Source organism: Anaerovirgula multivorans (genome assembly GCF_900188145.1).
In the GTDB taxonomy this organism is placed as follows: Bacteria; Bacillota; Clostridia; order Peptostreptococcales; family Natronincolaceae; genus Anaerovirgula; species Anaerovirgula multivorans.
Genome location: NZ_FZOJ01000014.1, coordinates 13,422 through 29,034 on the forward strand (window position 1 = coordinate 13,422; position 15,613 = coordinate 29,034).

12 protein-coding genes are annotated in these 15,613 nt (G+C 32.8%); 5 read left to right on the plus strand and 7 right to left on the minus strand.

All coding sequences use genetic code 11. The features are described 5' to 3' along the window. The first annotated feature begins 211 nt into the window (after positions 1 to 211). On the plus strand, positions 212 to 1,192 hold the full coding sequence (locus CHB72_RS14295) for a sugar-binding transcriptional regulator (RefSeq protein WP_089283568.1): 981 nt from the start codon (positions 212 to 214) through the stop codon (positions 1,190 to 1,192). Positions 1,193 to 1,322: 130 nt separating this feature from the next. Here CHB72_RS14295 and citG read toward each other — a convergent pair whose 3' ends face one another. From citG to CHB72_RS14310, 3 genes are all read right to left on the minus strand, one after another. Further along, on the minus strand, positions 1,323 to 2,198 hold the full coding sequence (gene citG, locus CHB72_RS14300; protein ID WP_089283569.1) for a triphosphoribosyl-dephospho-CoA synthase CitG: 876 nt from the start codon (positions 2,196 to 2,198) through the stop codon (positions 1,323 to 1,325). Positions 2,199 to 2,262: 64 nt separating this feature from the next. Further along, positions 2,263 to 4,020 carry a sensor histidine kinase gene (locus CHB72_RS14305; RefSeq protein ID WP_089283570.1) on the minus strand — a complete coding sequence of 586 codons (1,758 nt, stop codon included), beginning with the start codon at positions 4,018 to 4,020 and terminating at the stop codon, positions 2,263 to 2,265. A gap of 286 nt (positions 4,021 to 4,306) precedes the next feature. Continuing rightward, on the minus strand, positions 4,307 to 6,004 hold the full coding sequence (locus CHB72_RS14310) for a M3 family oligoendopeptidase (protein ID WP_089283571.1): 1,698 nt from the start codon (positions 6,002 to 6,004) through the stop codon (positions 4,307 to 4,309). Positions 6,005 to 6,575: 571 nt separating this feature from the next. On the opposite strand from CHB72_RS14310, the gene CHB72_RS14315 reads away from it, so the two are divergent. Continuing rightward, entirely contained in the window at positions 6,576 to 7,634 is a 1,059-nt protein-coding gene (locus CHB72_RS14315; protein ID WP_242975137.1) for a hypothetical protein, read from the plus strand. Positions 7,635 to 7,732: 98 nt separating this feature from the next. Beyond that, positions 7,733 to 8,812 (plus strand): FAD:protein FMN transferase, encoded by a 1,080-nt coding sequence (locus CHB72_RS14320; protein ID WP_089283573.1) that lies wholly within the window; start codon positions 7,733 to 7,735, stop codon positions 8,810 to 8,812. Between the two features lie 102 nt (positions 8,813 to 8,914). On the opposite strand, the gene rluF is transcribed toward CHB72_RS14320, so the two are convergent. After that, on the minus strand, positions 8,915 to 9,601 hold the full coding sequence (gene rluF / locus CHB72_RS14325; protein WP_089283574.1) for a 23S rRNA pseudouridine(2604) synthase RluF: 687 nt from the start codon (positions 9,599 to 9,601) through the stop codon (positions 8,915 to 8,917). Between the two features lie 300 nt (positions 9,602 to 9,901). Next, positions 9,902 to 11,704 (minus strand): flavocytochrome c, encoded by a 1,803-nt coding sequence (locus CHB72_RS14330; RefSeq protein WP_089283575.1) that lies wholly within the window; start codon positions 11,702 to 11,704, stop codon positions 9,902 to 9,904. Between the two features lie 364 nt (positions 11,705 to 12,068). Here CHB72_RS14330 and CHB72_RS14335 point away from each other — a divergent pair, with 364 nt between their 5' ends. Further along, complete coding sequence (locus CHB72_RS14335) at positions 12,069 to 12,647, plus strand: TetR/AcrR family transcriptional regulator (RefSeq protein WP_242975138.1); 579 nt, start codon at positions 12,069 to 12,071, stop codon at positions 12,645 to 12,647. Positions 12,648 to 12,693: 46 nt separating this feature from the next. Here the strand turns inward: CHB72_RS14335 and CHB72_RS14340 are convergent, their stop codons facing one another. Together CHB72_RS14340 and CHB72_RS14345 are read right to left on the minus strand one after the other, a co-directional pair. Then, positions 12,694 to 13,716: a nucleoid-associated protein gene (locus CHB72_RS14340; RefSeq protein WP_089283577.1), complete on the minus strand. Its 1,023-nt coding sequence runs from the start codon at positions 13,714 to 13,716 to the stop codon at positions 12,694 to 12,696. Between the two features lie 219 nt (positions 13,717 to 13,935). After that, the gene (locus tag CHB72_RS14345; RefSeq protein ID WP_089283578.1) at positions 13,936 to 14,616 is read right to left on the minus strand and encodes an RDD family protein; all 681 of its coding nucleotides are present in this window, start codon (positions 14,614 to 14,616) and stop codon (positions 13,936 to 13,938) included. Positions 14,617 to 14,675: 59 nt separating this feature from the next. Between CHB72_RS14345 and CHB72_RS14350 the strand changes: the two genes are divergently transcribed. Beyond that, complete coding sequence (locus CHB72_RS14350) at positions 14,676 to 15,611, plus strand: stage II sporulation protein M (RefSeq protein WP_089283579.1); 936 nt, start codon at positions 14,676 to 14,678, stop codon at positions 15,609 to 15,611. The last annotated feature ends 2 nt before the right edge of the window (positions 15,612 to 15,613 follow it).

The following is a 15,613-nucleotide window of genomic DNA, read 5'->3' on the forward strand; positions in this document are numbered from 1 at the left end:
AACATTGAATATGTTTATCCGTGGTTATAGGTGCAATTTTCAAACTTTTTATCTTAACATTTGTTTATATTTTAATCATTTGTTAAAACAAAAAGAGTCAGAAACTATCATAAAAATCTCTTTCGCCTTGTTAGAAAATAATTTCTAAGATATAATTAAATTAATTAATATGGAAAGAATAGTTAATATTATGATTTGAGGAGTCAATACTATGGATCATTATGAAAAGATGAATGAAACCCAAAAACTGAAATTTCTTGCAAATCTTGCTAATATGTATTATGAAGGAAATATGACCCAAGTCGAAATTGCTAATCAACTTTCTACAACGCGTTTTAAGGTATCTAAGCTTCTTCAAGAGGCTAAAGATAAAAATGTTGTTGAGATCATCATTAATCAACCTAATGAAAGATCATTAGAAATTGAAAATTCGCTAGTAAAGCATTTCCAGTTAACAAATGCAGTTGTCCTAAATAATCATACGATGTCTCACGATGAAACCATTCATTCCTTAGGAAAGCTAGGTGCTGAATATGTTGATGATATCATAACAGAAAATTCAATCGTGGGTATATTATGGGGGAAAACAATTTTCAATGTAATTAAACATATAAATCCAAAAAACAAAAAGCCCATTACAGCAGTCCAAGTTCTTGGAGCCGCAGCAAAGGACAACCCACTTATTGATTCCCCAGAGTTAATTCGCAATTTTGCAAATGCTTACGGAGGGAAATACAAATATCTATATGCACCTTTATATATCGATAATGATTATGCAAGAAGAGCATTACTTCAAGAGCCAGTTATTAATGACACGCTATTTTTAGCTAGTAAATGTGACATTATTTTAACTGGTATTGGTACTGTTGATGCCGTTTTTGCCTCTACCCTATGGTCTAATTATTTAATCGAAAATAAGAACTTTTATATCAATTCTAAAAAATCAGCTGGTTGTATCTATGCTCGTTTATTCGATATTAATGGAGAAGAAGTAGACATAGATATTAATAAAAAAATAATCGGAACAGATTTAAATACACTCCGTCAAGTTAAATATACTGTCGGAGTAGCCTCTGGCAAATATAAGGCAGAATCAATATTAGGAGCATTAAAAGGAAAATATATTAATGTCTTAATTACAGATGCCTCAACCGCTTCAAAGGTATTGGCTTTAGCCGATATTCATATATAGATATGTGACTTCATATTTTAATTTTAATGCACACAGTCTACGGTTTCCCCTTTAGTATATTAAAATTTATAAGCACATATCTATAGACTTATTTCACAGAAGAAGTTCATATTTTATCAACTTAGATTTTCTAAGTTGATTTTTTCATATATTCCTCCACTAGATAAAAAAACACTGTTACCCCCAATAGATCTGCACTTCCACCTGGGCTGATGTTTCTTTCAATGAATTTCATAGACAATTCATTGATTTTTTCTTTGCCAACAGGGGTTTGCATTCCTCCATTGGCTATGATCTCTCTGGACTTTTCTTTTACCTCCTCCAGTACGTGGGGAGAATGCCTATAGAGAATCGTCGAATCATCACATATTTGCATAATTCCTAGCAGAGTATGAATTAACCTATCATTGATGGACAAATGACTACACGCCTTATAGAAGTCCAAAGAGAAATCAAAAACAGTTGGTATTCCTGCTTCTACTTCCCCCCGTATTCCCGTTATCTTGTGTCTTAAATACAACCTCTCCCCATGGGACAAATCTTCTCTTTGGTCTAATGTCGAAAGTTCTTCCTTCACAATCCCCTTCGTCATCATTTTAATAATATGCTGAATTTCATGAAAATCTCTTTTTTCATATATAGCTTTTGCAACAGCTGCACAGGAAATACCCATAAGAAATAGCATTCCCTTATGGGTATTTACTCCCTTCGTCTTAGCAAACATCTCTTTTTCAGCATCTATGCCAAGTCTTCTAATCCCTTTGAAAATTTCCTTATAAGAACTATCACCAAGACCTTTCTGAGCAAATAGGGTAAAATATTTACTAAGGGCCATCGTGCTGTCAATAAAGCTGAAATAGTTCATGTCCTTATGGGCTCCATTTGATACAGGAGAGACTAATCCTGGTGATGGATAACATGCTACTTCATAAAGCATTGCTTCTACCGCAAAGTTGCCTATGATAAAAGCAGTATCACTAATTGTATAAACTTCTTCATTTGACATATGAACAACTCCCTTCAATCTACTACTTGTTTTTAGATTTACACAGATAGCTAATATCTTATTGTTATTCCCGCTTTTCTCTTGGTATAATAATTTTTTCTTTTACTCCATCTACTATATTCTCTACAAGTAACTCTCCATTAAATTTCTCTTTAAGGATATATCTAGCTATATATAAACCAAGTCCAGTTCCATCGTTGCCCTTAGTTGTAGTATAAGGTTCAAATAGATGCTCCATCACTTCTTTTCTAATTCCCCCACCATTGTCTATGATTTCTATAACAATTTCTTCACCTTTTCCATGAAAGTAAATATCTATTTTTCTATTCTCTTTGATCATCTTTAAGGCATCTATTGAATTATTTAATAGATTAAGAACTACTTGTGAAAAAATATTGCTTTCTCCCATTATTTCTAATTCTTTCTCGCCGTAGATATTGACCATAATTTCTAAATTATTTATTCTTGCCATGTTTAATTCAATCGCAAATTCAATAGCTTTATATATATTAAATACTTTAGTTTCCTTTTGAGGTTTAAAAAAATACTTAAAGTCATCTATTGTCTTTGAAATTTTATCTACAAACTTATGGTTGGATTTTAGTAGTATCTCTAAATACTCTTCATCATTTTCCTTCAAGTTATGATAATCCTCAATATTATATAGAGATATTTTCAAAGCATTCAACGGCTGTTTAAGCTGATGTGCTATCGTTGCTAGCATTTCTCCCATTGCAGCAAATTTTGATTGATGCATGATCAAAGCATTCTTCTCCTTAAGTTCGTTGAAATAAATAGTTTCTAATGCAATTTCATTTTTTTTCATTTCTACTCTATAAATATATAGGATAATGATTAAGCTTGTTACAATCAAGAGAATAGATATAACTATGGTTGCATTGGTAATCCCTTCAAAACTGATCATGGTTTCTTCATAGTCCGCAGAAAAGTTTAATATAATAAAAGTATCTCCTATGTCAGCAGGAGTAAAACCACTTAATTTTTTAACTCGAGTATCGTCGCCAGGCCATATAGAATGATATATCCCAACCCCAGTTTCTTTATTGATCTGTCGTCTTACGTTTTCCTCCAGCTCACTCCAATCATAATCAGGATATTGTTGTTTCCGAGCCTGAACAACTTCTTCCCCTATAAATTCCATAGATGGGTGTAAAAACAATCTACCTTGGTGATCCTTAAGAGAAATATATCCTTTTTGATTTAACTGGTAATCAGCTAAATAAACGCGATAGATATAATCTGAATTTATTTTTATCCTTACAAAGCCATATAACTCACCATCCATTTTAACCGCTTGAATAATATTAATGCTTCGATCTCCAAAAGTCTCTATAAAATATATATCATTGTGGCTGCTTATTGCCCTAGTAATATCCTCTCCCCGTCGATATTGATATGAAGGATGATCATCTGTATAAGCCCTTAATATATTTCCCTCCTTATCAATCAACTCCACTGCTACATATTCTTCCTGTCCCATTGTATATAATAAGTTTATTAAATTGACCTCTATTTTTTTACCCTCTGTAAACTGTATAAACTCTTCTTGAAATTGAGAATCCTTTAATATTGCCCTTAAATAATGCTCTCTTACATTGAAGTATTGCTCCAATTGAGATGATGCTGTAGTAACAATATTCAATATATTTTCCTGCTGTGACTTGATTACAATATCTCTATAATAGTTATGGCTACTAATTAGCATTGCTAATATAACCCCCATAATAACCAAAGCACATAAAATTAATTTCAATAATTTTATATTAGACTGTTTTTTTAGTTGTTGCATATCTATATTCACAGTTATCACCCTTCTATTTAAATACAAACAAAATCATAAATCTAAGTCATTATATCATCAAGTATAATATTTTGTAAAATAGTAATCATCCTTCCCAATATTACAGTAAACTTTCTCTACTTATAAAACTTTTGTTGATATCTTAAAGGAATCCTACTAAAGTTATAAGAAAGTGTTGTAAAAATCATAATTAAAAAAGGATGAAAGCGTAGCTCCTTCATCCTTTTTTCTTCAATGCTTCTAATTAACTTCAGAGATTGCTATAATGGCCTCTTACCGAAAATATTTATAAAGTTAAATCATCGATAGTATTGAGCCATTCTTCGATCGGACCAGTAATTGATTTTATAGACCCCTCTTCAAAAGGATTTCTTAAATTAGCTAATTCAACTAATTCAAGAAAAGATTTACTTCCTCCAGCTTTACATAAGGTTAAATAATCGCTCCAAGCTCTTTCAGTATCTTCACTAGCCTTAACCCAAAACTGAAAGGCACAAACTTGGGCTAAGGTATAGTCTATATAGTAAAAAGGATTTGCAAAAATATGTCCTTGTCTGAACCAATATCCTCCTCTATTCAAAAAATCATTATCCTCATAATCTCGGTAAGGTAAGTATGTTTTTTCGATTTCTCTCCATACCGCTTTTCTTTTAGATGGTTTTACATCTGGATTTTCATATACCCAATGTTGAAACTCATCTACCAAAACTCCATAAGGAATAAATAACAACGAAGAACTTAAATGGGTAAACTTATATTTTGTTTCATCCTCTTTAAAAAATAAGCTCATCCAAGGCCATGCAAAAAATTCCATACTCATAGAATGAATTTCACAAGCCTCTAAAGTAGGCCATATATATTCGGGAACCTCATAATTCCTACTACAATACACCTGAAAAGCATGGCCTGCTTCATGGGTAAGTACATCTACATCCCCAGATGTTCCATTAAAATTAGAAAATATGAAAGGAGATTTATATTTGTTTAGATAGGTACAGTAACCTCCTCCCGCTTTTCCTTTTTTTGTTACAAGATCTAATAACTGTCTTTCCATCATATAAGCAAAAAACTCATCTGTTTCTGGTGACAATTCACTGTACATTATTCTTCCATTTTCAACAATCCAATTAGGACCTCCCTTAGGAACAGCATTTCCTGTTAAAAATTCAAGTGCTTCATCATAATATTTAAGATCATTAAGTCTAAGTCTGTTTTTCTGTCTTTCTCTTAGTTTCACTGCTAACGGCACAACATTTTTAAGTACTTGCCCTCTATAATTTGCTACCATTTCTGCGTCGTAATCAGATCTTGCCAGACGTGCATAAGCAAGTTCTATAAAATTTTCAAACCCTAGTCTCTTGGCAATCTTAGTGCGCACATTTACTAAATCATCATATATTTCATCAAATTGATCCTCATTTTCTAAGAAGAAACTAGTAAAGGCCTCTTGGGCTGCCCTTCTTATATCTCTTTCTGGCGCTTCGATAAAAGGTATCATCTGTGAAAGATTTCTTTCTTCTCCTTGAAAGATAATTTTTGCAGAAGCTCTTAATTTTGTATATTGACTTACTAATTTATTTTCCTTTTGTAGATCTTCGATGATTTCTGGGGAGAAGGTTTTTAACTGCATTTCTGCTATCCTAAATAATTGTTCTCCCCATTTTTCCTTAAGCTCACTTTTATGTTTTGAATTTACTAGGGATTGATAATACTCACTTATCAATCCTTCATATATAGGTTTAATCTCATCGATAAAGTCATTTTCTTTTTCATAATATTCGTCGGTAGTATCAATAGTATGCCGTATATGTACCAATGCCTCCATAGTATCAAATTGGCTTCTTAGTACATTAATTTCCGTCATCATATCATTTTGAATTTTAAAAGAATCTCCAGCATCAAATTGTCTTAAAAGTTGATGAAATTTATGCTGAAGTAATTCCATATCAGGTCTAGTATATTGGTAATCTTTAAAAGTTAGCATGTAACATCCTCCTCTTTTCATTAAATGAAATAAATGCTATTAATCAATGCTATTATTAAGTAGGATTCGAAAAATATCACTACTTATACTATTTATGCTAATAATCATAGTAAATAGTCCTAATCATATAATCTATTGATGAATTATCAGCTATTTTTATTATTACATCTTCTGATTTGGCAGCTTGATTGTTCTATTAATTCTAGATGTATTTACTTGTTTCCTTTTTTAATAGTGCTTTATTTTTATTTTTGTGAACTAAATTTCTACCTCATTCTTTTAAATTATAGATATACGCCTTAAGTTTTATAAATAAGTTTTTATATCACTACAACGTATAGAAAATAGATATAGATAGAGCGTTATAGATTTCTTTATCAACTATAATTCTCCATCCATATCTACTATTAATTTTAAATATTTTTCTACTAATATTTAAAATTGATTGGTTGTTATTTTTTTGTCACTATGTTATTATATAGTTGATAACAATACATAATAAAACTAGGAGGAGATTGTATTGAAAAAAACATTAGCATTATTATTATCACTAGCTTTAGTGCTACTCTTAATGGTTGGTTGTTCTAGCAATACACCTGTTCAAGGTAGTAAAGATGAACCTGGCGATGTTGTTGAGGTTGTTGGTGAAAACGAAGGTGCGGCTGCTAAGATGGGGCTCGGCGTTATTACCTCAATTGCTAAATCTAAAGATGCAGACGATAATAATACTCTCGCACTAGGTCAAGTTGATACTGTTATGGTGGCTGCTTCCTTTGATCAAGAGGGTAAGGTTGTAAGTATAACCATAGATAATGCTCAAACTAGAGTGAATTTTGATGCTGATTTAAAGGTTACAAATGATAAGGCTGCTGAAATTAAAACAAAAATTGAGCTTGGTGATGCTTATGGCATGATTAATGCATCTGAAATCGGTAAAGAATGGTACCAACAAATTGATGAACTTGAAAATTGGATGGTTGGCAAAACTGTAGCAGAAATCAAAGCTATGAATGTAAAAGAGGTTGACGCTTCTCATCCTGCGGTTCCTGATGTTCCTGAGCTTACTTCTCTAGTTACCATTAGTATTCAAGATTACGTTGCTGCTCTTGAAAAAGCATTTGCTAACGCTATAGAGGTTGAAGGTGCTGAAAAGCTAGGTCTTGGTCATGTAGTATCTATTGGTAAGTCAAAAGATTATAGTGTTGATGCAGATGGTAATGAAACACTTCCTCTTGCACAAGTTGATACAGTTATGGCAGCTACTGCATTTGATACAGATGGTAAAGTAGTAGGTACTATAATTGACAATGCTCAAACTAGAATTAACTTTGACGCTGAAGGAAAAGTAACTTCTGATAAAGCTGCAGAGTTTAAAACTAAGATTGAACTTGGTGATGCTTATGGTATGATTAATGCATCTGAAATTGGTAAAGAATGGTACCAACAAATTGCTGAACTTGAGAAGTGGATGGTTGGTAAAACTGTAGCAGAAATCAAAGCTATGAATGTAAAAGAAGTTGACGATTCTCATCCTGCAGTTCCTGATGTTCCTGAGTTAACCTCATTGGTTACTATTAGTGTTCAAGATTACATTGCTTCTGTTGAAGAGGCTTTTACTAACGCAAAATAAACAGACACTTAATAAAATAAAACTCTATAACTCCCCCTTAGTGGGGAGTTATTTTATCTTTGTCTAGCGTCTGTTACTATTAATAAAGGGTGATAAATATGAAAAGAAAAGTGACTGTTTTTACAGTATTCGCTCTACTTCTACTATTGACAGCTTGCAAGGCAGTTCCTAAAAATGAATATACTAAATATACCGACAGTTTTTTTGATACCTTTAATACTGTAACAGTTGTTGTAGGCTATGCAAAAAGTGAAGATGAGTTTAATACTTACTTTGAACAAATTCACGAAGACTTTCAAGTACTTCACAAGCTGTATGATAAATATAATAATTATGCTGGAATAAACAATATAAAAACAATTAATGACCATGCAGGTGTAAAACCAGTTAAGGTAGATAAGCCAATTATTGATCTCATTGTTTTTTCAAAAGAATGGCATGGAAAAACTAGAGGTTTAACAAACATTGCCTTTGGTTCTGTACTAGAAATATGGCACGATTATCGAATAGAGGGAATTGATAATCCTCAAAACGCTGAACTGCCGCCAATGGAAATATTACAGAATGCTACAACACATACAGATATGGATAAAGTAATCGTTGATATAGAAAACAGTACCGTTTACCTTGCTGACAGTCATATGCGTCTTGATGTAGGGGCAATAGCAAAAGGTTACGCAACCGAGATAGTCGCTAAAGAGATTTCTCAAGCAGGTATGACATCAGGTATTATTAGTTCGGGAGGAAATGTCCGTGCTATTGGAAAACCATTAGATGGTATGCGTCAACGATGGGGAATCGGCGTGCAGGATCCTAACAGTTCTATATTGTCAGATGATCAGAATTTAGATGTTGTTTTTATTACAGATGCCTCGGTAGTTAACAGCGGTGATTACCAGCGTTACTATAAAGTGGGAAATCAGTTGTTTCACCATCTCATAGACCCAGAAACTCTGATGCCAGCCACACATTACCGAGCAGTAACAGTTGTCACGGAAAATTCTGGAGTTGCAGATTTTCTTTCAACAGAATTATTCCTTCTACCTTATGAGGAAAGCCATAGACTGGTTGAAGGCCTTGATGGGGTTGAAGCAATATGGGTTATGCCTAATGGAAAGGTGGAATCTACTGATGGCATGAAAAAAATTATGCGAAGCTACGGGGCTTCAGATCGTTAGCCCTAAAGTGGTATTTTATCTAGCTTTAGATTGGAAATTGTTTTGCCATAGTTAATAGAAGATCTTCTTTATATCTATCATAAAAAGAGACCTTTGCATTGTTTATAAATCCTTTATTAACACGTTTAATTCTTTAGCAGTTAGATTCCGCCATTCACCTGTTTTCAAGCCATCTATACGTATATTCATGATTCGAATACGCCGAAGCTTCGTTACTCGATAACCTAGCGCTTGACACATTCTTCTAATTTGACGATTAAGTCCTTGAGTGAGAATGATGCGAAATACTCGGCTACTAATAGTAGTCACTTTACAAGGCTTCGTCTTTGTACCTAGAATCCTTACTCCTTTAGTCATAGCCTCTACAAAAGACCTTGTAATAGGTTTGTCAACTGTCACGATATACTCTTTTTCATGATTGTTCTCAGCGCGCAAAATTCTGTTTACTATATCTCCGTCGTTTGTTAAGAGAATTAAACCTTCGGAATCCTTATCTAGACGACCAATTGGAAAAATTCGCTCAGAATGATTAACAAAATCTATAATATTCCCTTTTACATGTCTTTCGGTGGTAGATGTAATTCCTACGGGTTTATTTAATGCAATATAAATAGGCTCCTTCTTGCTAGCAACAGGTTTTCCATCAATTTTTACAACATCTCCTGGCTGTACTGTGCTCCCGACTTCAGCGAAAACACCATTAATGGTTATCCTCTTTGCTTCAATCCATTTGTCAGCTTCTCGCCTTGAGCAAATGCCAGTTTCACTAATAAATTTATTAATTCTCATCTAAAAATCCCCTCTTTGCTTCATGTTTTAATATCATCTCTATCTACTATTATTACAAAGACCCTAAAATAAAAATCTCAAAGGGAGAATGAAATAGGAGATAATACTACCATTTTACACTTTTTAACGTAATTTTTCCAATCTGATTAGTTTTCATAATAAATGCGAGCTTTGGTTCAACGGAAAATCACCTGTACTATGACAGGTGATTTTTGGAAGTAGAGATATACTAATCTTGAACAACTGTTGTATATAAAGGAGGAGTTTCTCATTATATTTCTTTATTCATCAGAAAAATTATTATTTTTTCGCTGCTGCACTTTCCCCAGCAATTCTGCCAAATACTGCTATATCAGCAAGCGCATTACCACCTAAACGATTGCTTCCATGAATACCACCTGTAACCTCACCAGCCGCATATAAACCTGGTATTATATTGCCATTTTTATCTATAACTTGTGCGCTTGTATTGATTTCAATTCCACCCATTGTGTGGTGAACTGTTGGTACACGTGGACCCGCATAGAAAGGTCCTTTTTCAATCTTAGCATCAAACAGTGTTCTTCCAAATGCATCTGGACCGCCAGTTTCTACTGCCTTATTGAATTCCTCTACTGCCTTAACTAAGTTCGCTGAATCAACCCCGATTTGTTCTGCTAACTCCTCAAGAGTATCTCCTTTAAATGCTCTACCTTGTGCAATTAATTCTTCTATCGTTTCATTAAAGTTATTTTTTGTATCTGGTGTTGGATAGTTACGCTGATCAAGAACTACCCACATGTAAGCATCTTCTTGCTCCAGCAGTGCCTTTGTCATAACGTCCCTGCGGGCACCTTCATCCACAAAGCGATTGCCAGACTTGTTTACGAAAATACGATTTTCAACACCTTGTTCAATGTTTCCACTAAGGCTTCCTGTATTAGGATCACCCATTGGAAGTAATTGAAGATTTTCTAAACCAATAAGGTTTGCTCCAACGGCTTCTGCCATAGCTAAACCATCTCCTGTTGCTCCTGGATGGTTGGTTGTTTTAATATTTGTAAGCGAAGGCCAATTTTCATTATATTGATCTCTCATTTCAATGTTAGCACCAAATCCACCTGCAGCCATAACTACACCATTGTTGGCTTGTAAAATAACATCACCCTTTAGACCTTTCGCCTTAACACCTACTACTCTACCTCCATCTACTATAAGCTCTTTTGCTTCAGTATCAAGAAGTACTTCAATACCATCATTTTCATTAATATATTTTTCGTAGGTGTCAATGAAACCAGTTCCCAAAGGTGTAGATGGTTTGTGAGCTCTTGGCCACAAGCCACCTAAAACAGTGAATACTTCGTCATTGAACTTCATGCCCAAACTTTCAAGCCACTCTACGGCAGGATATGCATTTTCTACAAAAGTTCTTATAAGTTCAGGATTGCCTAACTTATCGCCACCTTCATAGGTTTGTATATAATGCTTATCAATAGAATCTTCGATACCCTGTTTTGATTGTCTTCCCGGGTCAACAGCATTGAATGCTCCTCCAGAAAGGATTGTATTTCCACCAAGTCTTGGCATTTTTTCAAGCACGATAACCTGTGCACCATTTTGATGAGCAGATACTGCTGCAGCAAGCCCTGCACCACCACCACCTATGACAACAACATCCGTTGTGTACTCAAGATTTTCACCAGTAACCTCTACACCATCCTTTTTGATGCTTAGCGCATCGATGTCTGCCCCTGATTGCTTTAGTGCATCAATAACCGCCTCAATAACCGCATTACTTGTAACAGTTGCACCTGAAATTGTATCTACAGCTAAACTTTGATCATCAACGATTGCCTTTGGTATTCTTTCTATTGCTGGATCAGATATACCGGGACTTTCCTTATGCTCAAGAATCTTTATTTCCTTAATTGAGCTTTCATCAACGGTAACTTCAACTTTTAAGTCTCCGTTGTGGCCAGCTGCAGTTCCTATGTAGGTACCTGCTGTGAATATAACCGATGTAGTTGGCGCTGCAGGTTTAGACTGGCAGGCAACAGCAACTATAGTCATAAAAAGACATAATAGTACACAAATTATTCTTTTTGATTCTATATTTTTCTTCATTTGTTCATCCTCTTTTCATCATTATAGTTTTGCATTTTTTGACCAAATCCATAACTGAAATACTCTAAAGCGTCAATTCTTTTTTTTGCTTTTATCATTGCTGTTAAGTGCTTTTTTAACTATTGGGCACCTTCAATAGCTGAATTAAACTTAAACTTCGTTATAATTATAACATTTGTTCATGTAATGAATTAGTTCATCGAACACATTCATTATATAATATTGTGAAGTATTAGTCAATATTTTCTATTTTTTCAAAATATATTTTATCTAATAGGTTCTGTTATTTAATTTAGCTATTTTCTTTAAAAAGTAAATTTGATATAATTTATTATAAATCCCTGTGAGATAGGAGCCAATAATTGTGAGTACTAAGTTAACTAAAAGACAAATCCAAGCACAAAATACCCAAGAAAAAATATATCGTATCGCCATAGAGTTAATTGAAAAAAAGGGATTTGAAAACATTACAGTTGCTGAAATAGCTAAAACATCCGGCGTCTCAGTAGGTTCTTTTTACAATTGTTTTCAATCAAAGCATGATATACTAGATAAAATTTTCAAAGTAGCAGATGACTATTTTTTAAACGTTGTTGCTAATGATTTAAAAGAAGGTACCACGCAAGATAAAATTATTCGTTTTTTTCATTATTATGCGAATTATAACATAGATCGGGGTTTAGATTTTGTCAAACAATTATATACAGTGAAAAATAATTTATTTGCTACTAAAGGAAGACATATGCAGACTACACTACAGACTATCATTGAAGAAGGCCAAAAAAATGGGGACATCACCACCAGTATGACATCCGAAGAAATAGTAGACTATTTATTTATCGCGGTTAGAGGTGGGGTATATAACTGGTCCTTGCATGATGGTCAGTATGATCTTTGTGATTTTATGGATAAATATGTAGCCCTCTTAATTAAGGCATTATAGCGCATAATAAAAAGCCCCATAAAATGCGGCTTTTTATTATGTTACTTTATTTATTGATTATTTTTGTAATATTTTTTAGTAGTATAGATATTGTTCCATCTGGATTGTTTATAAATTCAACAATCTCCTTGTTATGATAATGATCTGATGGTAAGTTTATTTCTATTCCAATATCCGTCTTTAATCTATGGGTTCTTAGTTTTTTAGTTACCAGATTTGATTCTTGTATATTCACAACGTCTCCCTTAAGACCTTCTTTTCTTATCTCATCAATATACTCGTTTTTTATTTCATGATTGCCTTCGAAAACTTCACTGGCAATACTATCAATTTTAATCTCATCACTTTCTTCCATGCTGTCGGCTATAGCTTTATGTAGCTTGGCAGTCTTTTTAAAGTCCTCATCAAAATATTTTTTATTTAATTTCTGAGTTACCTTATTAATTATTTTAAACTTATCATCATTTGAAAAGTCACAGTCGCATTTTAAAAATAACTTTGATAAATAAAAGTCTTTACTACCATTTATCTCATACTCTTTCTCTAACAACTTTATTTCATAATCAGAAAGACTGATTATGATGCATTCATCTGATTTTTGCGCATCATTTGGTAAAGTAGTAGTTTGCTTAATGATAGTATTTACATTGCCCTCATCAGTATTCATAACATAATGTATATAACTTGATTTGTAGTTAAATTTCATTAATGCTACATATTTATTATTTTCCTGTTCAAAAATACAGATTATAACATCCCCTGGGGGTATATCTGGATTTTTTATCATGATGCTAAATAAATTGTTTGCTAGTTCAGCACTAATAATTGTGAAATTTTCCATTTCCGATGTTAGCTTTTTACACAAATTATAAATAAGATTATCTACTTTGTGAAAAACACCAGTTTTAACACTTCCATTGCTTAGTACTTTTAAAATATGTCCTTCAAGAAACTTTAATATGTCTTGTTCTAATTCTAGCTCTTTTGACGAAATAATAGGGATTTGAACATTACTATCTAAAATATGTAATATTGCTTTATCTATTCTTAAAGAATCCTCTTGCTTCATATGATTGCCTCCTCAAATCGCATCAATGCTAATTTCGTTTTTTCTAGTCCTGTTGTTCCCTTGCTTATGTAATATATTATTAAATAGCTTTTTACTATAAATACTATTTTAATATGGTAGGTAATATAAAGCAATACTTAACCTATAACAATACTATTTTTACTATTCACTGAGGATTTATATCATAAGAAAAACTTAAATAAATCAATATTAAAAAATTTACAAATGCTTCTTTATCAGCCCTACTATTTCTGTATCTATCTCATTATATTGACTATTAAAATAGTTTATCAGCCTTTCTTGTAATTCTTCTCTTCCTAGTTCTATTTTCTCTTTAACTTTACTATAAGCTACTAACAGTTCTTTTTCCTCTTCAGTTAATTTTCTCTCTAAATCTTCATGTAGTTCAATATAAACATCTGACAGATCTCCCTTTTCCTCTTCTATCACCATCGTGGAAGAAAATAAATCTCCTAGTCTTGCATAATCATCTCTTAAAAAGATCATTAAAATTCCAATCATATAGTTATCTATAAATATCCGAAATAAATTTCTGATTAAGGAATGGCTTATATCCATAGGCTGACCATTTTTCCTTATTGTTTTAATACCTACTAATTTTTTTCCCAAGGTCTGTCCCTGCATTGTCATTTCTAATATTGTAAAATACCCATAGTTGATCATTGCAATAATTAATAATACTAATGCTAGAAAAAAAGAACTTTGAAACTGCAAATAATCTATAGGATTCTGCATTCCTATAACCGATAGTAGAATCAGGAAATATAACATACCTTGAATAAAATAATCAACAAAAGCCGCAACAACTCGACTTCCTGCTCCTGCTAGTCTATAGGTTACCTCTATATTTTCTGGGGTTGTTATGGAAACAGTTTTCACATTTTTTCCTCCTTTTTCCTTATACTAAAATTTGATACAATAGCTTTGAGGTGATTTTTTTGAAAGAAAAAAACTTTATGATAAAAAACAAGCTCTATTGGCAGCAGCTAGAAAATTACATAAATAGGTTTGATAAAAGTGAAATCAAACGTACTTCTTCAAGTGAAATAGAAGAATTTCTTAATCTTTTTCGAACCACTAGCCATCATCTGTCTTATGTTAGAACCCATTATCCTAATTCAAAGCTAGAAAAATACTTAAATACTTTAGTTGGAAATGCTCACCATCACTTGTATACTGCTAAAAAAAATCCTTGGTATGATTTTAAAAAATTTTTATTATTTGTTTTCCCTAGTAAATTTCATCAGTACCATCTTTTCGTTTTTTCTAGTTTTTTAGTTTTTCTTTTTGGCTTACTTCTTAGCTTTTTTTTGGTTCTCAATGATAGTTCCTACAGTATATTCTTTTTACCTCAAAATATCATAGATACTATTGATTACAGTTTTCAACCCAAAGAATGGGATTATGCCTTAATGTCTAGTATCATCATGATTAATAATATAACCGTTAGCTTGAAGGCTTTTGTTTATGGCATATTTTTGGGCATTGGTACACTATATATTTTATTTGTTAATGGAGGTATATTAGGTGCCTTAACCGCTCTCGTATACTTAAATGGTGATTTACTAAAATATGCCTCCTTGATTCTTCCACATGGTATATTAGAGCTAACAGCTATATTTATAGCTGGTGCAGCTGGCCTCCTTTTAGGAAAATCAATCTTAGTCCCTGGTAAATATAGGAGATTAGATCACATTATTAGAAATGCCAAGGAAGGCGTTTCTCTAATATTAGGATCAAGTGCTTTCCTTATGATCGCTGCTATTATAGAAGGCTTCTTTACACCTTTGCCTATTGCTCCTACAGTTAAATTAATTTTTGCCTTATTAACCTGTGTAGGAATCACAATATATCTCCACCCCTCACGTTCCTAATT